The 25772-nt window shown below is 71.5% G+C and carries 34 protein-coding genes; 31 read left to right on the plus strand and 3 right to left on the minus strand.

Annotation, left to right across the window (positions count from 1 at the left end; translation table 11 throughout):
* Window positions 1–169: 169 nt before the first annotated feature.
* From PSED_RS29070 to PSED_RS29215, 30 genes are all read left to right on the plus strand, one after another.
* Window positions 170–694 (plus strand): hypothetical protein, encoded by a 525-nt coding sequence (locus PSED_RS29070; RefSeq protein ID WP_013677811.1) that lies wholly within the window; start codon window positions 170–172, stop codon window positions 692–694.
* Window positions 645–2207 carry a hypothetical protein gene (locus PSED_RS29075; RefSeq protein WP_143770662.1) on the plus strand — a complete coding sequence of 521 codons (1563 nt, stop codon included), beginning with the start codon at window positions 645–647 and terminating at the stop codon, window positions 2205–2207. The genes PSED_RS29070 and PSED_RS29075 overlap by 50 nt, the downstream gene beginning before the upstream one ends.
* 19 nt (window positions 2208–2226) lie before the next feature.
* The gene (locus PSED_RS29080) at window positions 2227–3480 is read left to right on the plus strand and encodes a phage portal protein family protein (protein ID WP_013677813.1); all 1254 of its coding nucleotides are present in this window, start codon (window positions 2227–2229) and stop codon (window positions 3478–3480) included.
* Window positions 3477–4778: a head maturation protease, ClpP-related gene (locus PSED_RS29085; protein ID WP_013677814.1), complete on the plus strand. Its 1302-nt coding sequence runs from the start codon at window positions 3477–3479 to the stop codon at window positions 4776–4778. The genes PSED_RS29080 and PSED_RS29085 overlap by 4 nt, the downstream gene beginning before the upstream one ends.
* Window positions 4779–4781: 3 nt before the next feature.
* Window positions 4782–5153: a DUF2190 family protein gene (locus PSED_RS29090; RefSeq protein WP_013677815.1), complete on the plus strand. Its 372-nt coding sequence runs from the start codon at window positions 4782–4784 to the stop codon at window positions 5151–5153.
* A gap of 12 nt (window positions 5154–5165) precedes the next feature.
* Window positions 5166–6089: a phage major capsid protein gene (locus PSED_RS29095; protein WP_013677816.1), complete on the plus strand. Its 924-nt coding sequence runs from the start codon at window positions 5166–5168 to the stop codon at window positions 6087–6089.
* A complete protein-coding gene (locus PSED_RS29100) occupies window positions 6089–6403 on the plus strand; it encodes a hypothetical protein (RefSeq protein WP_013677817.1) in 315 nt (104 codons plus the stop codon). Before PSED_RS29095 ends, PSED_RS29100 begins: the two co-directional genes overlap by 1 nt.
* Before the next feature lie 9 nt (window positions 6404–6412).
* Window positions 6413–6859, plus strand: a complete 447-nt coding sequence (locus PSED_RS29105; protein ID WP_013677818.1) for a head-tail connector protein — start codon at window positions 6413–6415, stop codon at window positions 6857–6859.
* A 17-nt stretch (window positions 6860–6876) separates the two neighbouring features.
* Window positions 6877–7335, plus strand: a complete 459-nt coding sequence (locus PSED_RS29110) for a hypothetical protein (protein WP_041760128.1) — start codon at window positions 6877–6879, stop codon at window positions 7333–7335.
* A gap of 69 nt (window positions 7336–7404) precedes the next feature.
* A complete protein-coding gene (locus tag PSED_RS29115; protein ID WP_013677820.1) occupies window positions 7405–7590 on the plus strand; it encodes a hypothetical protein in 186 nt (61 codons plus the stop codon).
* Between the two features lie 3 nt (window positions 7591–7593).
* Window positions 7594–8088 (plus strand): phage tail tube protein, encoded by a 495-nt coding sequence (locus tag PSED_RS29120; RefSeq protein ID WP_013677821.1) that lies wholly within the window; start codon window positions 7594–7596, stop codon window positions 8086–8088.
* Window position 8089: 1 nt separating this feature from the next.
* Entirely contained in the window at window positions 8090–8464 is a 375-nt protein-coding gene (locus PSED_RS29125) for a hypothetical protein (RefSeq protein WP_013677822.1), read from the plus strand.
* Window positions 8465–8490: 26 nt separating this feature from the next.
* The gene (locus tag PSED_RS29130; protein WP_013677823.1) at window positions 8491–8796 is read left to right on the plus strand and encodes a hypothetical protein; all 306 of its coding nucleotides are present in this window, start codon (window positions 8491–8493) and stop codon (window positions 8794–8796) included.
* A gap of 100 nt (window positions 8797–8896) precedes the next feature.
* Window positions 8897–9307, plus strand: coding sequence for a hypothetical protein (locus PSED_RS29135; protein ID WP_041760129.1), 411 nt, complete (start codon window positions 8897–8899; stop codon window positions 9305–9307).
* Between the two features lie 5 nt (window positions 9308–9312).
* Window positions 9313–9708 carry a hypothetical protein gene (locus PSED_RS29140; RefSeq protein ID WP_013677825.1) on the plus strand — a complete coding sequence of 132 codons (396 nt, stop codon included), beginning with the start codon at window positions 9313–9315 and terminating at the stop codon, window positions 9706–9708.
* Between the two features lie 119 nt (window positions 9709–9827).
* Window positions 9828–14270 (plus strand): hypothetical protein, encoded by a 4443-nt coding sequence (locus tag PSED_RS29145; protein ID WP_013677826.1) that lies wholly within the window; start codon window positions 9828–9830, stop codon window positions 14268–14270.
* Between the two features lie 45 nt (window positions 14271–14315).
* Window positions 14316–14732, plus strand: a complete 417-nt coding sequence (locus PSED_RS29150; RefSeq protein ID WP_013677827.1) for a phage tail fiber protein — start codon at window positions 14316–14318, stop codon at window positions 14730–14732.
* 3 nt (window positions 14733–14735) lie between these two features.
* Complete coding sequence (locus PSED_RS29155) at window positions 14736–16400, plus strand: hypothetical protein (RefSeq protein ID WP_013677828.1); 1665 nt, start codon at window positions 14736–14738, stop codon at window positions 16398–16400.
* Window positions 16401–16431: 31 nt separating this feature from the next.
* A complete protein-coding gene (locus PSED_RS29160) occupies window positions 16432–16776 on the plus strand; it encodes a hypothetical protein (RefSeq protein ID WP_013677829.1) in 345 nt (114 codons plus the stop codon).
* 2 nt (window positions 16777–16778) lie between these two features.
* On the plus strand, window positions 16779–17186 hold the full coding sequence (locus PSED_RS29165; protein ID WP_013677830.1) for a hypothetical protein: 408 nt from the start codon (window positions 16779–16781) through the stop codon (window positions 17184–17186).
* A gap of 47 nt (window positions 17187–17233) precedes the next feature.
* On the plus strand, window positions 17234–19720 hold the full coding sequence (locus PSED_RS29170) for a hypothetical protein (protein ID WP_013677831.1): 2487 nt from the start codon (window positions 17234–17236) through the stop codon (window positions 19718–19720).
* 51 nt (window positions 19721–19771) lie between these two features.
* On the plus strand, window positions 19772–20410 hold the full coding sequence (locus PSED_RS29175; RefSeq protein ID WP_143770665.1) for a tail fiber protein: 639 nt from the start codon (window positions 19772–19774) through the stop codon (window positions 20408–20410).
* The gene (locus tag PSED_RS29180; RefSeq protein ID WP_041760132.1) at window positions 20407–20706 is read left to right on the plus strand and encodes a tail fiber protein; all 300 of its coding nucleotides are present in this window, start codon (window positions 20407–20409) and stop codon (window positions 20704–20706) included. The genes PSED_RS29175 and PSED_RS29180 overlap by 4 nt, the downstream gene beginning before the upstream one ends.
* A gap of 14 nt (window positions 20707–20720) precedes the next feature.
* Window positions 20721–21038: a hypothetical protein gene (locus PSED_RS29185; protein ID WP_013677832.1), complete on the plus strand. Its 318-nt coding sequence runs from the start codon at window positions 20721–20723 to the stop codon at window positions 21036–21038.
* A 94-nt stretch (window positions 21039–21132) separates the two neighbouring features.
* Complete coding sequence (locus tag PSED_RS29190; protein WP_013677834.1) at window positions 21133–21297, plus strand: hypothetical protein; 165 nt, start codon at window positions 21133–21135, stop codon at window positions 21295–21297.
* Between the two features lie 63 nt (window positions 21298–21360).
* On the plus strand, window positions 21361–21645 hold the full coding sequence (locus tag PSED_RS29195) for a hypothetical protein (RefSeq protein ID WP_013677835.1): 285 nt from the start codon (window positions 21361–21363) through the stop codon (window positions 21643–21645).
* 26 nt (window positions 21646–21671) lie between these two features.
* Window positions 21672–22328 (plus strand): hypothetical protein, encoded by a 657-nt coding sequence (locus PSED_RS29200; RefSeq protein ID WP_041760133.1) that lies wholly within the window; start codon window positions 21672–21674, stop codon window positions 22326–22328.
* Window positions 22325–22591 (plus strand): hypothetical protein, encoded by a 267-nt coding sequence (locus PSED_RS29205; protein WP_013677837.1) that lies wholly within the window; start codon window positions 22325–22327, stop codon window positions 22589–22591. Before PSED_RS29200 ends, PSED_RS29205 begins: the two co-directional genes overlap by 4 nt.
* Window positions 22578–23372 carry a CHAP domain-containing protein gene (locus tag PSED_RS35875; protein ID WP_013677838.1) on the plus strand — a complete coding sequence of 265 codons (795 nt, stop codon included), beginning with the start codon at window positions 22578–22580 and terminating at the stop codon, window positions 23370–23372. The genes PSED_RS29205 and PSED_RS35875 overlap by 14 nt, the downstream gene beginning before the upstream one ends.
* 2 nt (window positions 23373–23374) lie before the next feature.
* Window positions 23375–23629, plus strand: a complete 255-nt coding sequence (locus PSED_RS29215) for a hypothetical protein (protein WP_013677839.1) — start codon at window positions 23375–23377, stop codon at window positions 23627–23629.
* 78 nt (window positions 23630–23707) lie between these two features.
* Here PSED_RS29215 and PSED_RS29220 read toward each other — a convergent pair whose 3' ends face one another.
* Together PSED_RS29220 and PSED_RS29225 are read right to left on the minus strand one after the other, a co-directional pair.
* The gene (locus PSED_RS29220; RefSeq protein ID WP_013677840.1) at window positions 23708–24007 is read right to left on the minus strand and encodes a DUF732 domain-containing protein; all 300 of its coding nucleotides are present in this window, start codon (window positions 24005–24007) and stop codon (window positions 23708–23710) included.
* A gap of 230 nt (window positions 24008–24237) precedes the next feature.
* A complete protein-coding gene (locus tag PSED_RS29225) occupies window positions 24238–24435 on the minus strand; it encodes a hypothetical protein (RefSeq protein ID WP_013677842.1) in 198 nt (65 codons plus the stop codon).
* Between the two features lie 166 nt (window positions 24436–24601).
* Here PSED_RS29225 and PSED_RS29230 point away from each other — a divergent pair, with 166 nt between their 5' ends.
* The gene (locus tag PSED_RS29230; RefSeq protein WP_013677843.1) at window positions 24602–24802 is read left to right on the plus strand and encodes a MerR family DNA-binding transcriptional regulator; all 201 of its coding nucleotides are present in this window, start codon (window positions 24602–24604) and stop codon (window positions 24800–24802) included.
* 5 nt (window positions 24803–24807) lie between these two features.
* On the opposite strand, the gene PSED_RS29235 is transcribed toward PSED_RS29230, so the two are convergent.
* Window positions 24808–25593: a tyrosine-type recombinase/integrase gene (locus tag PSED_RS29235; protein ID WP_013677844.1), complete on the minus strand. Its 786-nt coding sequence runs from the start codon at window positions 25591–25593 to the stop codon at window positions 24808–24810.
* Window positions 25594–25772 lie beyond the last annotated feature (179 nt).

Genomic DNA, 25772 nt, shown 5'->3' on the forward strand with positions numbered 1-25772 from the left:
GGCCGAATCTCTCCCCGGGCCGGATGTGATGGAGCGTTACGCGTAACGCGACGTGACGTCACACCGTCAGAAAGTTGCTCCTGACCTGCACTTTTCCAAATCGAGCCGAAGTTTTTGACGAACTTTCCGGGCCCGCGGGCAGCTCAACCCCGCGGGAGGTGAGGACGCGATGGCGACTGCCGCCGAGCGCCAGAAGCGCTACCGCCTCCACCGCAAGGGCATCCACACGCTGTGTGATCCCGAGCGCCGCTGCGAGCAGCTCGAGCAACTCGCCGTCACTGAGGCGATCGGCTCCACGCCCCGCCCGGCAGCGGAGATCGAGCTGTCCGGGGACCGCGGGCGCGAGCTGTGGGAGGCGATGGATCGAGGCGCGGGCCTCTCACCGCTGCACCGGGTCCTCCTCGAGGAGGCCTGCCGCATGGCCGACCGGCTCGACCGGCTGCACGGCGCGCTCGACGACAAGCGGACGTGGCTGCGCTTCGACGTCGACGAGGGCGGCGAGGTCGTCGTGGTCGTCGACGGCCTGCTCGCCGAGCTCCGGCAGCAGACCACCGCCATGCGCGGCGTCGCGGCCGAGCTCCGGGCCGCAGGGGCCGCCAAGGGCTCGGGCAAGCCGGCCTCGGAGGAGAAGGGTGGCGGTCTGGGTGAGCTCGCCAGCCTTGCCGCTGCTCGGCGTCGAGCGGCCGCGCGTTGAGCTGAGGCCGGTCGCGGTCGACACCCTCGGCCCGCTCGCCGCCGAGCTCGGTGAACGCGCAGGGATCGTCCTCGAACCCTGGCAGCGCGACGGACTCGACATGCTCATGTCGATCCGGGACGACGGCAAGTGGGCCTGCTACGAGTACGGCGAGATCTGCTCGCGTCGCAACGGCAAGACCGCGATGTTCCTGGTCCGCGCCCTGGCCGGCCTCCTCATGCTCGGTGAGACGCCGATCTTGTGGACCGCGCAAGAGGTCAAGACCTCAATGCGGGCATGGCGCGACTTCCGGGCGATGCTGTGGAAGCTCGGGGAACGCGTCAACGACAACCTCGTCGACCTCGGCGGCGGCGTCCTGGTCCGGATCAACGCGTCGAACGGCAAGGAAGGCTTCGAGCGGGTCGACAACGGCCAAGAGCTCAAGATGGTCGCCCGGTCGAAGGACTCGGGGCGAGGCTTCGACGCCGACTTCCTCGTCGTCGACGAGGCCTACGACTTCACCGCCGACCAGCAGGACGCGCTCGCACCAACGCAGATGGCGCGCCCGAACGCCCAGACCGCCTACGCCTCGAGCCCGCCACTCAAGGGCGACCAGAGCGAGGCCTTGTACCGGCTGCGCGACCGCGCGGAGCAACGCAAGGGCACCAAGCTCGGCTGGCGAGACTGGGGCCGCGAGGAGTCCCTCGACGAGGTCCTGGCCATGACCGACGCGGAGCGCACCGCGTTCCTCGACGACCTCAAGATCGCCGCCACCTGCAACCCAGCCCTCGGCCGCGGCCGCGTGACCGCCGAGACGATCCAGAACATGCGCGACGCGATGACCGACGCCGGCTACGCGCGCGAGGTCTACGGCTGCTGGCCGAAGCCCACCGGCGCGGGCAGCGCCTGGAAGGTCATCACCGAGGCCGCCTGGCGGGCCCGCGGTGAGCTCGACGACTACGACCGGCCCACGGGTCGAGTCCGGTTGGCGATCGCTGCCTCTCACCCCAACGCCGAGGTCGTCTCCATCGCCCTCGCCGGCCCTCGCGGCCACGAGACGCTCGTCCAGCTGCGCGAACACCGCGCCGGAACCGCGTGGGTTCCCGACCGCGTCAAGGAGCTACTCAAGCGCCACAAGCTGCGCAGCGCGCTCCTGGACCGGAAGGGCCCCGCGAAGGCCCTCATCCCCGACCTCGAGGACGCCGGCGTGAAGCTCGACTACCCGACCGCCGACGACGTCGGCCAGGCCGCCGCGTGGTTCTACGGCGCGGTCGCCGGCGACAACCCCACCCTGCGCCACTACGACGAGCCTGGGCTCATCGCGGCCGTCGCGGCCGCGCAGAAGCGCGAGATCGGGGATGGCTGGACCTGGGTCCGACGCGGGGTCGGTGACAACGGGCCGCTCGAGGCGGCGACCCTCGCCGCCTGGAGCTCCGCCAAGCACAACTCCGCACCCCCGCCGGCCCCCCAGACCGTGCGCGCGACCACCGCCAGCGCCGGGCTGACCGGCGACCTGATGCAGATCGGCTTCTGACCCCGAGGAGGTGACCGCCATGGTGGCCACGCCCCTGTCCGCTGCCCCGACAAGCGAGATCGGCTACGCCACCGAGGCGAGCAACTGGTGGACCGCGGCGGCCGAGGAGACCACCCCGGAGCTCCAGTGGCCGAAGTCCATCCGCGTCTACGACCAGATGCGCCGCCAGGACACCCAGGTCAAGAGCATCCTCCGAGCGGTCACGCTGCCCGTGCGGCGCACTGCGTGGCGCATCGAGCCCGGCGACGCCCGCCCCGAGGTCGTCGCGCTCGTCGCCGAGGACCTCCGCCTTCCGGTCGTCGGGCAGCCCGCGGCCGCTCCCGGCCGGTCCCGGGACCGCTTCTCGTGGCGGCAGCACCTCGAGCTCGCGCTGCTGTCGCTTCCGTTCGGGCACATGTTCTTCGAGCAGGTCTACCGACTCGACGAGTCCGGCCGTGCCCGACTCCGCAAGCTCGCCCCCCGGATGCCGCGGTCGATCTCCGCGATCAACGTCGCCGCGGACGGCGGGCTCATCAGCATCGAGCAGTACCCCGCGACGATCACCGCCCGCCAGCAGCGCCCCATCCCGGTGTCGCGCCTGGTCGGCTACGTGTTCGAGCAGGAGGGCGGGAACTGGTACGGCAACTCGATCCTGCGCGCGGCCTACAAGAACTGGCTGCTCAAGGACCGGCTCCTGCGCGTCCAGGCCCAGACCGTCGAGCGCAACGGCATGGGGGTGCCCCTATACGAGGCGGCCGAGGACGAGACGGACCTCGCGCGCGGCCGCAAGCTCGCCCAGGAGTGGCGATCCGGCGAGGCAGCCGGCGCCGCGGTCCCCCACGGCGCCAAGCTCACCCTCCGCGGCGTCGAGGGCAGCCTCCCCGACGCGGACAAGCCGATCCGCTACCACGACGAGCAGATCGCCCGGACCGCGCTCGCCCACTTCCTCAACCTCGGCACCCAGACCGGCAGCTGGGCACTCGGTACCACCCTCGGCGAGTTCTTCACCCTCAGCCTGCAGACACTCGCGGAGAACATCGCCGACGTCGCCAACCAGCACATCGTCGAAGACCTCGTCGACCTGAACTACGGCCCGGACGAGGCCGTGCCGCGCGTCGTGTTCGACGAGATCGGGAGCCAGCACGCCATCACCGCGCAGGCGATGAAGCTCCTCATCGACGCAGGCGCGGTATCGGCCGACCCGGAGCTCGAGCAGCACCTGCGGCAGGTCTACGGCCTGCCCCCGCGATCCGGCGCCGCCCCCGCCGACCCGGCCCCTACGGAGGACCAGTGACATCCCGCCCCGCCCCGAGGGCCGGCGACCGGCCGCCCGCCTGGTACCGAGTCGGCCCGGTAGTAGCCCTCGCGACCGCCCCGGCCGACGAGCAGACCGAAGACGAGACCGCCCCCGCCGAGCCCGCCTCCACCGCCGACGTCTACGTCTTCGACACCATCGGCGGCTGGTGGGGCATGACCGCAGACGACTTCGTCCGCGACGTCGCGACCCTCGACGTCGACCAGATCGTCCTGCACCTCAACTCCCCCGGCGGCGATGCCTTCGAGGGCGTCGCGATCGCCAACGTCCTCCGGGCGCACCGCGCCCGCGTGGTGGTCCGCGTCGACGGCATGGCCGCCTCCGCCGCCTCGGTGATCGCCATGGCCGGCGACGAGGTCGTGATGGGCATCGGCAGCCAGATGATGGTGCACGACGCGTCCGGCTACACCTGGGGCAACGCCGCCGAGATCGAGGCCTTCCTGCGCCGCCTCAACGCGACGAGCGACAGCCTCGCGGGCACCTACGCCGCACGCGCCGGAGGGACGGTCGCCGAATGGCGGGCCGTGATGCAGGCCGAGACCTGGTACACGCCCGAGGAGGCGGTCGCGGCCGGACTCGCCGACCGCGTCGCCACCGCGGACGAGACCGGCACCGCCGAGGGCGAGCAGATCACCCCAGGCGCGTCGTCGAGCAGTTGGTGGGACATGTGGGACTCCCTGCGCGACCAGTCCCGCTTCGACCTCACGGCCTTCACCTACGCAGGCCGCGAGCACGCCCCGGCGCCCGCCATGCCGGGCCGACAGACCCCCGCGGCGTCCGCCGCCGGGAACCGCACCAACCATGAGGAGAGGGGCGGCGACGTGGCTTTCAGCGACGAGCAGCTCACCACCATGCGTCAGCGGCTCGGGCTCGCCGCGGACGCCGACGAGGCGACCATCACGGCCGCCTTCGAGGAGGCGCTCGACGAGCGCGCCGAGCCCAGCACGACCCTGCCCGAGGGTGTCGTCACGATCGAAGCCGCGACGCTCGCCGAGCTCCGGGCCGCGGCCCGGCGCGGCGACGAGGCCCGCAGTCAGCAGGAGCGCGACGCCCGTGTCGCGCTCGTCGAGGCCGCCATCCGCGACGGCCGCATCGCCCCGGCCCGCCGCGAGCACTGGCTCTCCGCCCTGGCCGCCGATGCGGGCGCGGCCGAGACGCTCGCCGGCCTCGAGAAGGGACTCATCCCCGTCGACAACGAGATCGGGCACTCGGGCGTCGGCCCGTCCGACTCCGACGCCGACTCCCTGTACGCAACCGTCTTCGGACCGGAGGCCTGAGCCATGGCTGACTACATCCCGATCTTCAAGCCCGGCGACGACATCACCATGACCGCCGGCGCGGCGATCAACGCCGGCGAGCTCTGCTACGTCTCCGCGGCCAACACCGTCCAGAAGACCGCCGCGGCCGTCGAGGACTGGCTCGGCGTCGCAACGACCGACGCCCCGAGCGGCGGCAAGGTCGGCATCACCTCCGGCGGTGTGCAGGAGCTCGCGGTCGCCGCGGCCGTCGTCGCCGGCGACGTCCTGATCTCCGCCGCAAACGGGCGCGTCACGCCGATCGCGTCGGAGACCAACTACGCCCGGGTCGTCGGTATCGCGCTGACCGCCCAGTCCACGACCGGCCAGAAGTGCCGCGTCAAGATGGCCCGCTGACCGGAGGACCCGATGCCCTACACCTACCCGCCGGCGGCTCCGACCGTCTCCGGCGACGTCACCAGCATTCACCGACTGCTCAAGGAGCCGACACTCATCGAGCGCCGGCTGCGCACGATCGCCGAGCAGCGGTTCATCGCCGACGCGCTGCTCACCGGCCGGTTCACCGCCGAGGGCGGCGCGATCCAGTACGAGCAGGGCGAGTCGCTCTACACCGACCGCACGCCCGAGGCCATCCGGCCGGGCATGAACTACCCGATGGCCGGACTCGGCATCGGTCCGACGCAGATCGCCGAAGTCCAGAAGTGGGGCCAGGACGTCCCGGTCACCGACGAGTCGATCAAGCGACTCAAGCGCAACCCCGTCGACCGCGCGTTCCTCAAGCTGGTCAACCAGATGGTCAAGCAGGTCGACGGCATCTCCATCGCCGCGATCGTCTCGGCCGTCACCCAGACCGCCGCTGCCGCGGCCGTCTGGTCGAGCGCGACGGCCAAGCAGATCTTCCTCGACGTCGCGAAGGCGAAGGCGGCGGTCATCGACCTCAACGAAGGCTTCGAGCCCGACACCGTCGTCGTGTCGACCACCGCCTGGACCTACGCCATGGCGACCTTCGCCGACGCCGGCTACCTGCCTCGTGAGGACCGCAGCGCACCCGTCTTCACCGGCCAGTTCCCGGTCATCGAAGGGATGCGCTGGCTCGCGACGCCGAGCACTCCGGTCGCGAACGCAGCTCTGCTCGTCGACTCGACCCAGCTCGGCGGCATGGCCGACGAGCAGCTCGGCGGACCCGGCTACGCGGGCAGCGTCGCGGGCATCGAGACGAAGTCGATCCGCGACGAGGACAACGACGGCTACAAGCTCCGCGCCCGCCGGGTCACCGTGCCCGTCGTGCTCGAGCCAAACGCCGGCTACGTCATCACGGGGGTGACCTCCTGATGAGCGAGGTCTACGAGGTCGTCGGTCCGCTCGCGGTCATCAAGTCCAGCGACGGGAAGCTGCACTACTACTACTCCGGCTCCCAGGTGCCGGACGGCTACCCGGAGCCGGAGCTCGAGCGTCTCGCCGGGCTCGGACTCATCGCCGCGGTCGACGTCCCCACCCCGCCCGCCGACGATGCTCCCAAGCGGCCAGCCAACAGCGCGAGCAAGGCAGCGTGGGTCGCCTACGCAGTCGAGCTCGGGATGGACCCGGACGAGGCGGCCGAGCTCAACCGCGACCAGCTCGCGGAGCGCTTCCCCGTCGAGGCGTAGGGCGAGGCTGTGTACGCCACCGAGGTCCTGTCGCTCGAGGCCGCGAAGGCGTACCTCAACGAGGACCTCGAGTCGACCGTCAACGACGACGAGCTCACCGAGTTCATCGAGGCCGCAGTCGCGCGGGTCGACAAGCACCTGGGGCTCGATCAGATCCCAGGCGCCGGTCTGGCCTACGCGGCCGAGGTGACGCCGCTTCAGCGGTTGGCCGTCAAGACGGTCCTCCGCGTGTACTGGGACACGCAGCGGACGTCCGTGACCGACCGCAACGGCTACACGGCCCAGCCCTGGGAGGACGACAACGGCCCCGCGGGGACGGCGTCGATCCGGTCGAAGTTGACCGACCTGCTCGGCCAGGCCGCCGCCGAGCCGAGCGGGTCCGGCGCGGCACCCCAGGGCGCGTTCCCGCCTCCATCGTGCTGGCCGGACCCGGCCGACCGGAGGCGAGGCTGGTGAGCGCTCAGCCTGTGCCTGTGGCGATCGGTGCGCTGCACACGATCGTCCGGGCCGCGGCGACGGAGGCCCAGACCGAGGACGACAGGATCCGCGTCGACCTCGGCAACCCCGGGAAGTTCTCCGAACGCCGCGCGATCGGCGTCGGCCTCTCCGCGGTCGACGCCGGCCCGATCGACGACCGGGACATCCGCAAGACGCTCGGCTACGACGTGCACGCCTTCGACATCGCGTGCATCGCGCTCGCCTGGTCGGGCGACGAGAACGACAAGCTCGGCTGGATGACGAAGGCCTACGACCTCGTCGACGTCGTCCGTGCGGCGCTCGAGGATCCCGCCAACCGCGGCCTCGGCATCCCTGCCGTCGTGCAGTCGGCGCGGATCGCTGGGTCGTCGTTCTCGTGGCGCACCGACGGCCAGGCCGCCAAGGCCGTCGTCGAGTTCCCGGTGCGCATCAACGCCCTCCGCCTGCGGCGGTAGGGCCCAACCGAAGTTCGCCCCCGGCCGCCCGGCTGCGGGGCTTGTCCGCATGTCCAGGAGGAGCCCGCAGTGGCGTCACGCATCAAGAACATCGAGCCGGCGACACCGCCGCCGGACGGCTGGGTCGTGCTCAAGAAGGGCGAGAGCACCCAGACCGTGCACCCGGACGCAGTCACGTACTGGGTCGACAAGCGCAAGTGGGAGCGGGTCGTCGACGCGCCGGCCACGGCCCCCGCGACGGACAAGGAGGGCTGAGTCATGACCGCTGAGCCGATCAACGTCGGGGAGAAGTACTCCGCCCTCGACGGTCTCACCTACGTCTACGTGCCGACCATCGCCGCCGGCACCCTCATCCCCACCCGCACCGAGATCGACGACGGCGTCGACCTGTCGACCGAGGTCATCGAGTGGGAGGGCTTCGAGATCACGTCGGACGGCATCGAGCTCAAGGGCCTCAAGCGGTTCAAGGGCGAGATCCCCGGGATGATGTCCGCCGCCGAGTCGAGCCTCACGCTCTACGCGGACCGCGGCAACGACGACGTCAGCTCGATCCTGCCGCGCGACACCGCCGGATTCATCCTGCGGATGCCGGTCGGCGACGTCCCGACGAAGAAGATGTCCGTCTGGCCGATCCGGGTGAAGTCGCTGACGCCCGTGTTCTCGACCGAGGCCGCGACCGCCTACAAGGTGGCCATGAGCATCACGGCCGAGCCGAACGAGAGCGTCACCATCCCGGCCGCGGCGACTCCCTGACGTGGGCCGCCGGGAACGCCTCCGGGCCCGGCAGCTCCCGACCGAGTCGGTCCGCCTCCCAGACCCGGGAGGCGGACCAGACGAGGTCTTCGAGCTACGGGCGATCCCGCCCGACGAGTGGGAGAAGCTCCTCGGCGAGCACCCGCCGACCGAGGAACAGGCGGAGAAGGGCGAGACGTACAACCCGACGACCTTCCGCCCCGCGCTGCTCGAGCGCTGCGTACTGACGCCCGACGGTGAAGAGCCACTTACCGCACAGGACTGGGCCGACCTGTCGGCCAGCCGAAACCTCGCACCAGGCGAGTTCATCCGGCTCTACAACACGGCCTACGCCCTCAACGACAGGAGCCCCCTCGTCGTCGTGGGAAAAGGCTGATCGGGGGCCCGCAGTTCGCCGAGGAGATGGCTTACTGCGGCCCCCGCGGCATCCCGTGGACCGAGTTCCTGTCCTGGGACAAGTGGTCACGCGACGCGGCGATCCTCTGGGCCCGTCAGCAGGCCGAGACCTGCACCTGCGGAACCCGTCTCGAGGAGTGGGACCCGAAGGCCGGCGGCCACCCCGCGGCCTATGTCGCGACCGTGCGGTCGTGCCCGGGCTGCGCCGCTCTCGAACGACGCGATGAGCGACTGCGGGCCGAGATCGAGAAGGGCGAGAAGCCGCGCGGCTCCCGCGCCGTGCTGAGGGTGCAGCGGCCGTTCCGGCCGTAGGACGGAGCACAGAGTGCGTTACCGGGTCACAGGCCAAGCTGAGCTCGGTCGCCTGGCCGGAAGGCTCCGAGAGGCCGCAGACGGAGGCCTCCAGCGGGACGTGAACGCCGAGCTCCGGGCGGCCGCCAAGCCTGTCCGTCGCGCGGTCCAGGCGGCCGTCCTCGGCGCGTCGTTCCCCGACGCCGAGCCTGCCGCGGGCGGCGGAGGCGAGAGCCGCGGCCTCAGGGCCGGGCTCGCGCGCGCGACGGAGATCCACGACCTCAGCAACGGCGTCCGCTTCGCCGTCGACGGCAACAAGGTCGGGATCGAGCGCGGCCACCGCCTCGCACAACTCACCGACACCGAGACCGCCCCTCGGTGGCGACACCCCGTCCGCGGTCGCCGTGACCGCAAGTGGCGCACCCAGATCGGCCGTCCGTGGTTCTTCGTGACCATCCGCGGCGGCCGTCCGAAGTTCGAGGCCGGCGTCGAGCGCGGCATGGCCAAGACAGCACGACGAATCGAGGGCTGAACAGCATGAAGTGGCAGATCCCGTACGGCGACCGCACCTGGGAGTTCGACGACTACCGCATCACCGCGTCCGAGGCCCGGCTGCAGAAGAGGATCACCGCAGGCCTCACGCCGACGGCTGCCGATACCGCGCGCGAGGAGATGGATCCCGACGCGTGGGTCGCCGCGCTGGCCATCGCCCGCCGGCGCGCCGGGCTCCCGCTCGACGAAGCGATCGCCATCGACGACGAGCGGTTCGAGCTCGGCGACATTCTCGACACGACGACGTCGGTCCTTCAGGCGCGCGCGGCGGAGGTAGCCGCCAAGGACACCGACAAGGCCGATACCGACGACGCAGAGCCGCGCGCGGTCGACGAGGCCGCGGAGGTTTCGGAGGGCCCAGAGGCCTCGGCCGCGGTCTGACCCTCACGCACCACCTCGTAGGCACCCCCGGCTGATCACCGGGGGTAGGGCGGGCCTCGGTTGTCGAGGCCTGGGCCCGCCCGATCTCCCTCGGCACGACTCCGCGAGGGAGCGCACCCGTGGCTTCGATGACGTTCGACATCTCCGCGCGCAGCGATGCGGAGCGGACCTTCCTCGCCGACGCCGCGGCCGCGGAGACGCTCAAGAAGCGTCTCGACGCGCTCGACCGCACCAAGGTCGAGCCCAAGGCCGACCTCAACATCACCGCGGCCACCACCAAGATCACGCAGCTCAAGGGCCGCCTCGACGCCCTGCGGAACGTGCGCGCCCGAGTCGACGTTGACGGCGCCGCGGAGGCTCGCCGCGAGGTCACCGGGCTCGTCGTCGAGATGCGGAAGCTCGACAACCGCACGATCAAGATCCGCCTCGACGCCGGCGACACCAAGCAGCAGGTCACGACGATCCGAGACCGGCTCAAGACAATCCGCGACGTCGACGTCCGCCTGCGGATCGACTCGACCGGCGAGCAGGCCGCGAACCGCCTGACGACGAAGATCATGACGCTGCGGCAGCTCTCGCCGATCCGCCTCGAGGTCCGCGTCGACGACGACGGGAAAGCCCTCACCCGGCTCGGCGAGCTCAAGGCCGCGGCCATCGAGCTCGGCCGCACGCGCCCCAACATCCAGGTCACCGCGGACATCGCGGCGGCTATGGCCCAGGTCACCGCCCTCGCTGCGCGCCTGCGGGGCCTGTCTGCCACCGCACGCGTCGACCTCGACACCGGCGGGCTGCTCGGCCAGCTGGCCCGGGTTCAGACCGAGCTCAACACCCTCGCGGGCGGGAAGCTCTCGATCACCGCCGACACCCGCCGCGCGATGGAGGAGCTCGCGCTGCTGCGGGCCCGCCTCGTCGAGCTCGGGACGATGGACGTCTCGCCGGAGGTCGAGGCCGAGACGGCGCAGGCCAAGGCGCGCATCGTCGAGCTCGAGCTGATGCTGTCCCGGATCGCGGGCAAGCAGTACACCGCGAACGTCAAGGTCGACGTCGACAAGACGCTCGCCGACCGCATCGCAGGGATCACCAAGGGCCTCATCGCCATCGGCGCCGCCGGTGGCGTCGCTGCGGCCGGGCTCGGGACCGCGGTGCCGGCCGTCGCCACCCTGGTGGGGTCGCTGGCCCAACTCGTCGGGCTGGCTCCGTTGGCTGTCGGTGGCCTCGCCGCCCTCGGCGCCACCGTCGCGACCGTCAAGGCCGGCCTCATCGGGATGGACGAGGCCTTCTCCGCCCTCGACGACCCCGCGACGTTCGCGGCGGCCCTGAAGGACATGGCCCCCGCCGGGCGCGAGTTCGCGACCTCGGTGCGCGACATCAAGACCGCCTTCGACGGCGTGCGCCTCGACGTCCAGCAGAAGCTGTTCGCCGGGTGGGGTGCCGAGGTCAAGTCCCTCGGGCAGACCTACATGCCGCTCCTGAAGAGCGGCATGGGTGGGGTCGCGACGGAGCTGAACGCCGTCGGCAAGGAAGTCCTGTCGTTCGCCAAGCTGCCCTCGACCGTCGCCGACGTCGATTCGATCTTCAAGAGCACCAAGCAGTCCCTCGTCGAGGCCCGCCCCGCCGCCGTGAACATGGCCGCGGCGCTGACCGACATCGGCGTCGTCGGCACGACCATGCTGCCCCAGCTCTCGGGCGGGCTGACCAGCGCGACCGGCCGCTTCCGCGAGTTCATCGCGCAAGCCCGCCAGTCGGGCGAACTCAAGGGCTGGATCCAAGGCGGCGTCGACACCCTCAAGCAGCTCGGCTCCATCGCGGGCAACGTCGGCTCGGTCCTCGGGTCCATCTTCACCGCCGCCAAGGCCAGCGGATCGGACTTCCTCTCGACCCTCGACCGGGTCACCGAGAAGGTCGCCGCGTTCTTTCGCTCGACCGAGGGCCAGTCGACCCTCATCGCGTTCTTCACCGAGGCCCGCGCCGCGATCGATGCGCTGCTGCCCGGGCTCGGGACGCTCGGCACCTCCGCCGCGGCCGCGCTCAAGGCCTTCTCCGAGACCGGTGGGCTGCAGGCCGCCGGTGAGGCGATCTCCTCACTGGCCGACCGCATCGCCCCGCTGATCGAGCGGGTCGGCTCGCTGGCCGGCGGAGCCCTTTCCAACCTGGCCTCCGCGGCCCAGATCGCCGGGGCAGGGCTGCAGCCGCTGATCTCGGTCGTCGGCGCCGTCACCGACGGGCTCGGCCCCCTCGCACCGGCGATCCTCGCCGCCGTGGTGGCCTTCAAGGCGCTCGGCCCGGCCGCAGCGGCCATGGCCACGCTCGGGACCCGGCTGGGTGCCTTGGCGACCTCCATGGGCGCGAGCGCGGCCGCCGCAGGACGCGTGACGACCGCCGTGACCGCCTTCGGCCGGGCCCTTCCGGTGATCGGGGTAGCGGTCGTCGCCCTCGGTGCGCTGATCGACGCCAACGCCGGGAAGACCGACCAGCTGGCCCAGGCCGTCATCGCCGGGTCGAAGTCCATGGCGCAGGCGGTCCAGGAAGAGCGCGCGTCGACCGAGGACTGGCTGACGACCAAGCCCGGCCTGATGTCCGACGCCGAGTGGGCGGCCTTCAAGGAGGAGCAGGCCGTCCGCAAGGTCGGCGACGCCTACAACGAGCAGTACGCCGCCTTGTCCCCCATGCAGAAGCTGCAGGCCGACGTCGCGATCGCCCAGAACAAGCTCAACGACGCCGTCGTCCAGTACGGCGCCGGGACCCCGAAGGCGACGGCGGCCGCGGCCGAACTGGCCGCGGCGCAGGGCCGACTCGACGCCGCCACCAAGGCGGCGGCCGACTCCACGAAGTCCCTCGCTCAGCGGCAGCAGGAGCTCGTCGCCAGCGCGCAGTCGAGCCTCTCGGCGATGCTCGACCTCGAGGCGGCGATCCAGAAGGCGGCCGACGCTGAGAAGGCGGCCAACGAGGCCGCACGACAGCACGGGGCAGGGTCGGCCGAAGCCGCACAGGCCAACCGGGACTTCGTCGCCAGCGCCGACCAGGCCGCACAGGCCGCACAGCGCGACGCGGAGGCACGGGCGAATGCGGCCGGCGCGAGCGACGCTGCCGCCCAGGGCACCAACGCCTACGGGGCAACGCTGCTCCAGCTCGCCGCGAACGCGGAGGGGCCCGCGCGCACCGCGCTGCTCGGATACATCGGGAAGCTCTCCGACGCGCAGCTCGCCGCGCTTTCGGCCGGCGCCGAGGCGTCCGGGTTCGCCACGCAGCTGCTCACGCTGCCCGACGGCCGCACCGTGAAGATCGCGGTCGACCCGGAGACCGGCAAGATCATCACGACCCAGCAGCTGCTCGACAACATGCACGACAAGACCGTCGTCATCAACGGCAACTCGGTCCCGGCCGAACAGGCCCTCACCGGCGTCCTCGCGGCCATCCAGGCGGGCAAGGGCTCGGTGTCGATCGACGGCCAGACGGTTCCGGTCTACACGGCCCTCCAGCAGGTCCTGACGGCTCTCGGCACCGCTACCGGCACCGTCACGATCAACGGGCAGTCCGTGCCCGCCCAGGACGTCCTCACGGCCTACCTCGCCGCCGTCAACAGCGGCTCCGGCACCGTGACGATCAACGGCCAGTCGGTACCCGCGGACCAGGTCCTCACCGCGCTGATCGGTCGCGCGGACACCTCGACCGGCACGGTGAAGTTCGACGGCGACCCGTCTCTCGCCAACGGCAAGATCGAGCAGACGGTCAAGTTCGCCGACGGCTCGACCGGCACGATCACCTTCGACGGCAACAACGTCCCCGCCAACGGCGAAGTCACCGCCACCGTCAAGTTCGCCGACGGCTCGGTCGGCACGATCCAGATCAAGGCCCGCGACGCCGGCGCAACGGCCACCGCCGCGATCATCCGCTCGAGCATCAGCAGCATCCCGGCCGTCATCAACGTCGTCACTCGGATGGCGACCGGGCAGGGCGCCACCCCGGCAGGCGGCGGCGTCATGGGCTACGCCGGCGGCGGCGTGGTCAAGCCGCTCCGCGCGTCCCGCGGCTATGTGCTGCCGGGCTACGCGCCCGGGCGGGACACGATCCCGGCGATCCTGTCGGCCGGTGAAGCCGTCCTGGTACCCGAGCTGGTCAGGATGCTCGGCGCCCGGCGCATCCTCGCGGCCAACGCGGAGGCCTCCAGCGGCCGCAAGCCGGCGATCGTCGGCAACATCGCGGCGCTGATGGACGGCTCGATCGGGCGCATGGGGCCGCGATCGTTCATCGGCGGCTCGATGCGCTTCGCCGGCCGCGCCGGGGTCACACGCGACGAGCTCGCCGCGGCGGTCCCGAGCGCGATCGGGTCCGTCGTCGGCCCGCTCGGCGGCAACAGCGCCACTGCCCTCGCCGGCGCCATCGGATCCCTGCGGGCCGAGCTCCGCGCCCTTGCGTCGGCCGGCATCACGCGCGCCGACGTCCGCGAGCTGGTCGAGGCCGTCCGGTCGGCCCGGCCGGCGATTCACCTCGGTGACTCCCGAGACCCGGCCGAAAACGCCCGAGCGATCGAGCTCGCCGCCCGGTTCTCCTCTCGCGGCTGACCAGCCGGTACCGCTCCCCGTTCCTGCTCTGTCCTGGAGGTCCCGTTGGGGTACAAGCACGCCGAGCTCATGGCGCAGGCCGATACCCGCCTCGGGTCCGGCACGCCTGCGACCTGGTATCTCGGCATGTCGCTCACCGTCTCGAACGCAGACGGCTCGGGCTTCACCGAGCCCGGCTCCGGAGTGAACTACGGCCGCGTGGCGATCTCGAACAACACGACGAACTGGCCCGCGGCCGTGCTGATCGCCAACCGTGTCCTCAAGCGCAACGGCGCGAAGTTCACCTTCGCGAACCCGACCGGCTCCTGGGGACTGCTGGTCGAGTGGGGCCTCTTCCTCGCGCTCACCGGCGGCCTGCCGCGTATCACTAACCCGCTCAACCAGCCGATCTCGCCGAAGTCCGGCAACACGCCGGTCGAGTTCGACATCAACGCCCTCGAGCTGCCGTTCGGCGGGAGCTGACCCGTGCCCGACGTCCGCCAGCGCGCCGGCAACGCCGTCGCCACCGGGCAGAGCGGCACGGTCAAGGTCGTCCTCGACGCGCCCACCCAGCCCGGCAACACCGTCGTCGTCATAGCTGCCGGGACCCGCGACGGCTGGCTCCCGTGGCCGATGGTCCTCAACGCGTCCGGGTTCTCCTCGGCCGTCGATCGAGTCGAGGACGAGCTGGCGGTGGTCGTCTGGTACCAGGCGAACGCCCCCGCCATGTCCCAGGTCAGCGTCTCGACGCTGACCGGGCGCGCCTTCCAGGTCCAGGTCCTCGAGCTCACCGGCCTCGCCCAGTCCGCGGTGCTGGACAAGGTCGCCGTCGGCGGCGACAACGACGACTACAAGGCAGGCTCCTCCACCCCGCGATCCGGCTCGACCGGCAACACCAGCCAGGCCGACGAGTTCGTCCTCGGCATCGTCGCCAACCGCTACTCCTCGGGCCAGTCGGGATTCACGGGTGGCCTCGTCCGACTCTCGGACACCGTCACCCCGGACCGGTCCTCCGAGGACGACTACAAGCGCTGCCGCCTGACCGTCCACGCCCAGGTCACCAACCAGGTCGGGTCCTGGTCGATCGGCGCGCAGCTGCCCACGAAGCGCGACTGGATCGCCGCGGTCCTGACGTTCAAGGGCGGCACGATCGGCCCCGCGCGCATGACGTCGGTCGACCAGGCGCCGGTCCTGACGACATCCGGCGGCAGCGGCGACCTGACCGTCTTCGGTCCGCTCGTCTCGACCGGCCAGCCCGACGTGTTCGCCGCGACCGGCGGCACCGGCCGCATGGGGCCCTTCGAGCTCCAGCTCCGCCTCGGCGGCTGGGACGGCTTCACGATCGGCGAGGGAGCCGACGTCCGCGTCAACCGGGTCGAGGGCCTCAGCGGCTGGGAGATGCGGGTCTCCGACGGAGACCTGTCGCGAGGAGACGGCTCCTCTCGTGGGATCGACCTCCAGTCGCCTCGGCAGGTCGTCATCGAGATGAACTTCGACGACGTCGACCACGCCGCGCTCGAGGACGTCACCCAGCAGCTCCTCCGCGCGCTCAGACCCCAGAAGACCGAGGACTGGGATCTGCTGTTCCGGTTGCCCGGGATGCCCCTGCGGATCCTGCGCTGCCGGCCCATCAAGGTCGGCAACGACATCACCGCCGAGCAGCTGCTGCGCCGCGACCTTACCGCGGCGCTGCGCGCGGCCGACCCCCGCATTTACAGCGCCCGCGAGCGTTCGATACCGGTGCCGGTCACCCCGGCCGGGCAGACCGTCGTCGACGTCGCCTCTGTGCCCAACATCGGCAACGCGCCCGCATGGCCGCTGATCCGGATCACCAACAACGACGTCGTCCCGGTCACGCGCGTCCAGGTCGTCAACCCCTCGTCCGGATCGGCGTTCGAGGTCGCGACGGTCATCCCGCCAGGCAGTCAGCTCACCGGCGACATGCTCGCGTACGTCACGCAGTCCAGCGGCAACGTCGTGTCTCTCGACGAGCAGCCGAAGTACGGCGCCTGGGTCCCGCCGCGCGAGCCGCTCTCGATCGCCCCGGACCCCTACGCGCCCAACGGCGTCAACGCCGTCTGGTGCCGCACGACCCCCGAAGGCGCCGACGTCCTCGTCGCCCTCGAGTACCGCGACACCTGGTCCGGCTGATCCACCCACCCGCCGAGAGGAAGGCCCTGCCTTGAGCGATACCTCCCCACCGCTGTACGACCCGGAGATCCACACCGTCGAGGACGGCGACCCGTTCGTCCGCGTCGAGCTCTGGTGCCTGTGCGGACTCGCCCACCGCCAGCTCGACCCCGTCTCCGCGGTGGTCCCGCAGATCGCCAGCTTCCGCCGCCGCCACGACGGGCCCGGGCACGGGCCCACGGACCCGGAGACGGCCCTGGCGGAGCGCGAGGCACGTCGGGAGGCCGGCCACCGCGCGCTCGGCATCCAGGGCGCCTACGAGCCGCGCGAGCGCGACACCTCCGACCTGCCGACCGAGGGCCACGACTGGGCCGCCGACACCGCTGGGGGCGAGTGACCATGGCCAACGCGCTCTACAACAAGGGCCGCGAGAAGTTCCTGCGCGGCGAGATCTCGTGGAACACCGACACGATCAAGGCCGTCCTCGTCGACGCCGCCGACTACACGGTCAGCCTCACGACCCACGAGTTCCTCTCCGACATCCCGACGGGCGGCCGAGTCGCAACCACCGCGGCACTGACGAGCAAGACCACAACGGACGGCGTCGCCGACGCCGCGGACCCGACGTTCGCCGGCGCGAGCGGCGACCAGTCCGAGTACATCGTCCTCTACAAGGACACCGGGTCCGCCGCGACGAGCCCCCTCATCGGGCTGATCGACACCGCGACCGGCCTGCCCGTACTCCCGAACACCGGCGACATCGCCGTCGTGTTCGACAACGGCGCCAACAAGATCTTCAAGCTCTGACCAGCGGGAACGCTGTGTCACTGCGAGCGCGCGGAAGGCGGTGACCCGTGCCGCCCTCCGTCCGCTCGGTATCGACGGCGTCCCACGACACCGGCACGGTCACCGTCACGAAGCCGAGCGGCACCGTCGCTGGGGACCGGCTCGTCGCGATCTGCACCCGCGACGAGGGCGCCGGGACCGGGGCGTGGGGCTCCAACCTCTTCACCCTGGTCAACGCCTCGACCATCTCGGGCGTCGGGCGCATCCAGGTGTGGCAGCGCACGGCCGGCTCGTCCGAGCCGGCCAGCTACACCTACACCGACTCGTCGGGCAACAGCACCGGCACGGTCCACCTCTTCGCGCTCCAGGACGTCGACCCCACCGCGGTCGTCGTCGCTGCCTTTAACAACGGCGCCGCGGCGACCAGCGTCGTCGCACCGTCCATCCCGAGTGCGAACTACACGGGTGTCGACCCGCTGCTCCTCTGCGGGTTCTACGGCCTGATCAACACAGGGGCGAGGACCTGGACCGCGCCGTCCGGGATGACCGGGCGCGGGACGATCACGCCGCCGTTCCAGTACACGAGCGCGTTCGCCGCGAGCCTGGGGCTGTCGGGCACGCCGGCCACCGGCACCCGCACCGCGACGATGTCCTCCCCGGGCAAGCCGTGGATCGCATGCTCCGTCGTCATCCCGTCGACGGCCGCCCCGCCGCAGGAGCTCGACCCGTCGTCGATCCCGTCGGCGGAGGCGTGGGGCACCCCGACGATCACGCCCGGCGCGGCCAGCGTCGCGACGACCTCGATCGCCTCCGCGGAGGCTTTCGGGACACCGACGGTCGCGCCGGGAGCGGTGCCTGTCGGGGCCTCCGGCATCCCGACCAGCGAGGCGTGGGGCACGCCGGCGCTGCAGCAGACGATCACCCTGGCGGGCATCGGTTCGGCGGAGGCCTGGGGCACACCGACCGTCAACGTCGGCCCCACGGTCGCGCCGACGGGCATTCCGTCGGCAGAGGCCTGGGGCTCCCCCGCCGTCATTCCCGGCGTCGTGAGCGTCGGCGCCGCCGGCGTCGAGTCCGCGGAGGCCTGGGGCACTCCCACCGTGCTCCCGCTGATCAAGCCCGAGGGCATTCCGTCTGCGGAGGCCTGGGGCGCTCCGGCGCTGCTGCCCGGCGCCGTAGCCGTCTACCCGAGCGGGATCCCGTCCGCGGAAGCATGGGGCGCTCCGATCGTCGTCCCCGGGCCGATCAGCGCAGCAGCCACAGGCGTCCCCTCCGCGGAGGCCTGGGGCACGCCGACGCTGCGGCTGCACGTCGTGCCCGGCGGCATCCCGTCGGCCGAGGCATGGGGTGCCCCGACGGTCCTCGTCGGCAGCGTGACGATCTTCCCGTCCGGGATCCCGTCGGCGGAGGCGTGGGGCATCCCCGCGCTGACCGTCACGATCGACCCGACGGTCATGCGCGGGATCCTCACCGAGCGCACCGGCCCCCGCTACGAGCTCGTGTGCGTCGCCCGCCTCCCCGCCTCGGCCGGACCGCCGACCTTCGAGGAGGTCGAGCGTGTCCCGCTCCGGACGCTGTCGTGGTCCTCGGCGCTCTCGTCCGCCCAGACGCTCTCAGCGACCTGTTCGATCTCCAGCCTGCCCGAGCCCGTCCTGCAGCGACTCCGCAAGCCCGACGAGCTCGCGACCGAGTTCTGGCTCAACCGCGACGGCCGGCGCGTCTTCGCGGGCCCGTTCATGACGCTGCGCCCGGTCGGCGGCGAGTACGTCGCGATCGACGCGCTCGGCATCTACGCCTACCTCCAGTACATGTTCCTGACCTTCGACATGCCGTTCGCCCAGGTCGACCAGCACTTCATCGCGAAGGCGCTCGTCGACCACTGGCAGGAGCACCCGACGATCCGCCACGGGCACTTCGGCATCGACACCTCCGCGGTCACGCCATCCGGGGTGCTGCGCGACCGCACGTACGTCGCGATGGAGGGCCACCAGGTCAGCCGCCGCGTGCAGGAGCTCGGCGCCGTCGAGGGCGGCTTCGACTCCGAGATCGACCCGACGACGCGGCGCCTCGAGCTGTGGACCCCGCAGAAGGGCGTCGACCGCTCGACGGGCTCCGACGCGATCGTCCTCGACCGCCGCAACATCGCCGACCCAGGCCTCGCCATGTCGGCTGCACCAGGCGACCTGGCCAGCGTCGCGATCGGCACCTCGAGCGCGGCCGGCGCCGACACCGCGCTCTGGTCGATCGCCATCAACCAGCAGCTCGCCGCCGCGTACGGGGCGGCCGGGGTCATGTCGTCGTGGCAAGACATCTCCGAGCAGGGCACGCTCGACGGCCACGTCAACGCCATGCTCGCCGCCCGGGCCGGCGCCCTCGTCGCCCCCGGCCCCCGAACCCGGGTGACCGCGGACGCGGACATCAGCGCCTACGACGTCGGCGACACCGTCGCCTTCGACGACTTCGTCCTCGGCATCTCCGGCGCATGGCGAATCCGGAAGCGGACGGTCGACGTCGCCGAATCCGGCGAGGAGACGGCGTCTCTCGAGTTCGTGTGATGGGGGTGCCCTGTGGGCGATGACGGGCGCGCGTTCGAGGACGCCGTCGCGATGGCACAGAAGAACGCGGCCGACCTGGAGGACTTCAAGCAGACCATCCTCGCCCGACTCGCGCTCCGCCCGACCGGTGACATCGAGGAGACCCTCCGACCGTCCGCGAAGCCCGGGACGCTACTGCTCAACGGCCAGACCGTGAACCGCGCGGACTACCCGGCGCTGTGGCAGTGGGTGCAGGACCAGAGCCTCGTCGGCAGCGGCAAGCCGTTCGGAACCGGGGACGGCTCGACGACGTTCGTGCTGCCGAACTACGCCGGGAAGATCGCGCGCGGCGTGGCCTCGGGCGAGACCGTCGGGCAGCTCACCGGCGCGGACTCGCTGACGCTGTCCGCGGCTCATCTACCGTCGCACAAGCACAACGTCGGCGTCACCATGACGAGCGGCCACGCGCACGCGATCTTCGGCAGCGCCAACCACGGCGGCCACGGCAACGGCGGCGTCGTGCTGGTGCCCGAGGGGTCGTTCTACGGCGTCGTGACAGGCCCTGTGCAGTCCCTCGGCGCGCACGACCACGGCGAATCCGTCGAGGGCCAGAACAAGCCCTACATCGTCGCCGAGACCGCCGTCGGCTCCGGCTCGCCGATCGACCTGCGGCAGTCGGCGTTCGCTGTCAACTGGCTGATCTACACGTGAGCCGCGGCGACGTGATACGCCAGCTCGCGGCGCTGCGCGAGCGGGTCCTCGACGGCCCCCCGACCGGCACCATCGAGCCCAATCGGAGCCACCGCGCGCCCGGAATGGAAGTCCTCGACGGCCGCGCCGTGCTGCGGGCGATGCACCCCGAGCTGTGGCGCTGGGCCGTAGACAACGACCTCGTCCGTCCCGGGCTGTTCGGGGCCGGCGACGGCACCACGACCTTCGTGCTGCCGGACTTCCGCGGCCGCCTCACCAGTGGCGGCACTCCCATCAACTGGCTGATCCACACCTGAACAGAGGAGCGCCCGTGGCGATCGAGGTGACCGACGAGATGCGGCAGGCGGTCTACGAAGCCGACTGCGAGGCCAAGGGCCACATGTTCGTCTTCGACCGGATGTTCCAGAGCACCGACGGGCACACCTCCGTCGTCTCCGGCCCTGACCCGGACACCCTGCCGCACGTGCGTTGCCAGCGGTGCCCGAAGGTCTGGCTGCTGATCGACGACCCCGGCAACGACTACGCCGACGCGGTCGCGAAGCTACGCGGTCGCGGAGCCCCCGTCGGGCTGGTCCGGCCTCGCCGGTTCAAGGGCCAGCTGCGCCGCCCGGAAGCGCTCGAGGCATGAGCGTCGGCGCCTGGCTCCTCTGCGGCGCCGCCGCGCTGGCCCTGTCGGGTCTGATCGCGCTCCTCATCGCCCGATTCATCGAGACAGGCCAGCGGTGAGCCCCGGCCGCGCCATCGCGACCGGAGCCGTCTGGGCGCTGTTCGTCCTGGTCGTCGTCATCGTCGTCGCGGTCGCCCACGGTTCACCGCTCGTCGGGCCGGACCGCCCCTACACGGCACCGACGGCCGCCGTCCCGACCCCGCCGGAGGACGGCCGGTGACGCCCACCCCCACGCGCACGGTGATCGAGGAGGTCACGGCGATGCCCACACCAGGAGGCGACGTTGGACGGGCTGCTGACCTCGATCGTCGGGGCCGCCCCGCAGCTCGGCGTGACGGGCCTCCTCCTGGCCGTGGTCGTGCTCCTCGTCCGCAGGGAAGTGCAGACCAGCGAGCTGCATGGGATCGAGATGGAACGGCAGGCCCGGATCCACGACGAGGAGATCGCCGAGCGAGACGAGGAGATCGCGGCGCTACGCACCCGCTGCGACCGGCTGCAGGAACGGCTCGACGACGAGATGGAACGGCGGCGGGCCGCGCAGGACACCGGTCGGCACCGGCTCGACTGATCCACCGGGCCGCGAACTCGCGGGCGTTGCTGATCATCGCAGTGGCGCTGCTCGGCGGCTCGATCGCCTGGACGAGCGTGGCCTCGTCCGCCGCTGAGCAGCGCGCCCAGTCGACCGCCGTCGACGTCGCCCGCCCGCTCGCCCGCATCTGCGACGACCAGCCCGCCACCGCAGCCGCGGCCGGCGCCGACTGCGAGAAGGCCGCCCAGGTCGCCGCCCAGCCCGTGAACGGCCGCGACGGCCGCGGGATCACCGGCACCACGATCCGCGACGGGCACCTCGTCGTCACCTACGACGACGGCACCAGCCGCGACGTCGGCCAGGTCGTCGGCGCAGACGGCCGCTCGATCGCCTCGACACTGCTCGAGAACGGGCGGCTGATCCTTGTGCTCTCCGACGGCACCCGCAGCGACCTCGGACTGATCACCGGGCCGGCCGGACGCGGAATCGCCGCCGCCTCGACCGACGGGGGCCGGCTGCGGCTCACCCTCGACGACGGCTCCGTCCTCGACGCAGGTCCACTACCGGTCGGACCGAAGGGCGACGACGGCCAGACCGGCGCGCCCGGCCCAACCTGCCCCGAGGGCTTCGCCCCGATCGAGACCGAGGGAGCGACGGGCGTCGACGGCACCACGTACGCCCGCGCGATCACCTGCGTCGACCCGACCTCAGCAAAGCCATGACCGGCGCCGACTTCCCGATCTACGACCGCCTCCGCGGCGAGCGCCTGGCCGACGACGTCCCCAACCACGGCCGCGAGCCCCGAACCGAGGAGCTACCCGTGCTCGAGCCGCGGCCGTCGTGGGCCGGCGAGAACGCCGGCGCGGAAGACCTGACCCACGACGACCACCTCGCGCGGCGCACCGACAACGGACTCCGGCCCGACGACGAGCTGCTCCAGCAGCCGCCCCAGGACCCGCACTGGAGGCCAGATGCCGACCGCTGACCAGGTCCTCGACGTCGCCCGATCCCAGATCGGCACGGTCGAGAACGCCCGCGGCGAGCAGCCCTACGGCGCCTTCTACGGACTCAACGGGCCGGCGTGGTGCGCAATGTTCCAGTACTGGTGTTTCAGCCAGGTCCCCGGCGGCGCCGCGCTCATCCCGAAGACCGCATACACGCCAACCTTCTACCAGTGGTTCGTCGACCGCCGGCAGTCCTCCCGGACCCCCGTGAAGGGCGCCCTCGTCTTCTACGACTGGCCCGACTCCGTCCCCCGCATCCAGCACGTGGGGATCGTCGAGGCCGTCAACCCCGACGGCTCCATCACCACGATCGAGGGCAACACCACCAGCGGCCAGGCCGGCGACCAGTCCAACGGCGGCGGCGTGTGGCGCCGGCGCAGAACCACGTCGGCCGTCGTCGGCTACGGCCTGCCCGCCTACGACCGAACTCCCCTGGAGGACGACATGCCGCTCACCGACGCCGACGCCGAGCTCGTGGCCAAGCACGTCTGGGACCACATGATCTACAACAACTGGCTCGGCCGAGAGGAGTGGGCGCGCACCGTCCTGGGCGCCGAGCAGGACCGCGTCATCCGGCAGAACATCGCCCCGTTGCAGGGCGAGCTCGACGCCCTCAAGGCCGCCGTCGCCGCGCTCGCCAGCGGCCGCGCTCCCGCCGATCCTGGCGCCGCCGTCCCAGTCGCGGCGGCCCCGGTCGACCTCACCGCTCTCGCCGCGGCCGTCGCGGACGAGCTCCAGGCCCGCCTGTCCCGGAAGGAATAACCATGCCCGACCACGCACTGACCGACGACGAGCTCGCGCCGACGGTCGCCGTCGACAAGACCGTCGAGGTGAAGGTCGTCGTGTCCGCGCTCGTGACGCTCGTCGCGGGCGTCGCCCTGTCCCTGCTCAACGCTCTGCAGACCGACTCGTCGATCCTCGGTGGGCTCCCGCCGTGGCTGCAGTTCGTGCTCATCACCGCGATCCCGCCGCTCGCGACGTTCGCAGCCGGCTACGCGCAGCCGTCGAACAGGGTCTGACCCCGCTTCGTCCGCTCCCCAACACCAGCGCCCCCGCCATCCCTCCTCAAGGGGATGGCGGGGGCGCTGTATGTGTTCCTACTGCGACGGGAACAGCTCGGGGCAGAGGTGCGCCTTTGCCGCGTAGTAGTCGGTGAGCCAGCCCATCTGCCGAGCTGTCATATACATGATCGTGTCTCGGTCGGCGGTCTTGAGCTTCGCCGCACCATCACACAGGGCGTGCCCCTGCTCGAGGTGCTTGCCTGGGTCGCTGAGCTCAATCTCGCTGCCGTCACGCTGCACCTGCGCCAGGAAGGCGTCCTCGGCAGGGGTGTTGCTGCAACCGGCAAGCACGAGCGGCGCCAGCGCGGCGACGAGGACGAGCAGGACACGACGCACGAACGATCAGTCGCTCCGTGCGATCAATCCGTTACGCCCCGCGGCCGCGGCTCACCCGTCCAGGACCCGCGGCCGCGGCGCCGAGGCCTGCGGCAGCCGATGCAGAACGACCAGCCTGACGCCGCCGAGCCGCATCGCTCCCGCGGCACATTGGCCGCAGACCAGGAACGCGACGGTCCCTCCGACGACGGCAACCTCGACCTGGCGGCGGCACCCCCGACTGGCGCAGCTCATCGCGACGGACCCCGGAACGTCTCGATACGCCGGCGGTCCCGCCAACGTGCTGCTCGCCGCCGCCAGACCTCGGCCGTGCCGCCGTGCTCGCACGCGAGGTTCTCGGCGAGCGCGACGGCCCCGGCGAGCGTGAGCCCGCCGGTCGTCAGGTGGACTTCGTAGTCGGCTGTGCGCTGGTCGTACGGTTTGCTCACGGCCCCTCCCAGGGGGGTCGAGGGCCCGGCCGGCGTTGCACCGTCGTGCCGGGCCCGCCTGCTCCTACGTGCCTCGGTTCGCAGGCGCGAACAGAGTGCAGAAGATCGCGGAAAAACGCGCAGAATCGCACCGGAATGCGCACGACGCACACCACCGTGCGACGTCGTGCCCTACGTCTCCACCGGCGAAGCCGCCCGCGCGCTCGGCGTCTCGATGCGCAGCCTCCAGCAGTGGGCGAAGGACGGGCTCATCGAGCCGGACTTTCGAACCGTCGGCGGCCACATGCGGTGGGACGTCGAGCGCGTCCGCGCCGAGCTGCGTGCCAACCTTCGCGCGATGCGCGACGCAGCCGAGGCCGACGAGTAGCCCGCTCATGACACCTGCCCGAGACCGTCGGGGCCGCCTGGCCCGCGTGGGCCTCTCGGCGCGAGACTCCTCGAGAGCCGATCGAGCGCAGCTGCGTGCTGCGCCGTCGACGAGGCAATGTAGAGCCGCGTCGACGAGGGGCTGGAGTGGCGCATCAGCTCCTGGGTGAGGAGCAGGTCCCGGGTTTGCCGGTAGGCGGTCGTGCCGAAGAAGTGCCGGCACCAGTGCAGGGTGTACGTCATCCCGATCGACTCGAAGTACTGCGCGACGAGGTGCGACAGGTAGTCCGCCCTGATAGGCGTGCCGCGCGCAGTGCGCCACAGCGGGCCGCTCCGGACGCCGAGGTGCTTGCGCAGGATCGGGTCGACACCCTTCGGTACGGGCAGCCGGTAGGCCTTGCCACCCTTCCCGATCCCGGAGAGCACCAGGCGTCCGTCGATGTCGGCGACGTCCTCGTTCCGGATCTGCGCGACCTCCATCGCCCGCAGGCCCATGTAGGCGGACAGGACGAGCCACGTGAACATCGGCTCGGGTGCGCACTCCAGGGCGAGCTTGAGGTCGGCCTGCGGGATCGGCCGCGCGCTGCGGCTCTCGATCCGCGGCCTGGGTAGACGACTCGCGGGGTCGATGTCGAGATGCCCGGCCTCGACCATCCAGCGATAGAAGGCCACGACGTGGTTGGTGTACGTCGCGATGGAGCTCATCGAGACGCGGAGCGAGGACTGCCACCGGTCGAGGGCGTCGGGTGTTACATCGAGCAGCGGGCCGTCGAGGTGTGTCATCAGCCTCATCAGGCATCCGCGGCGGTGCCGGATCGTTGCCGGGCGGGCGCCAGTGCGCCGCAGGTAGTCGCAATGCAAGCGGACGAATCGAAGATCGGCTTCACTAACACGTTCCATGGGGATTACGTCGGCGACACGCCTGCGCACGTTGCGTGATTTCACGCCGTTCGCCTAGTTTCACTCGGCCA

Source organism: Pseudonocardia benzenivorans CB1190 (genome assembly GCF_000196675.2).
Classification (GTDB): Bacteria; Actinomycetota; Actinomycetes; order Mycobacteriales; family Pseudonocardiaceae; genus Pseudonocardia; species Pseudonocardia benzenivorans.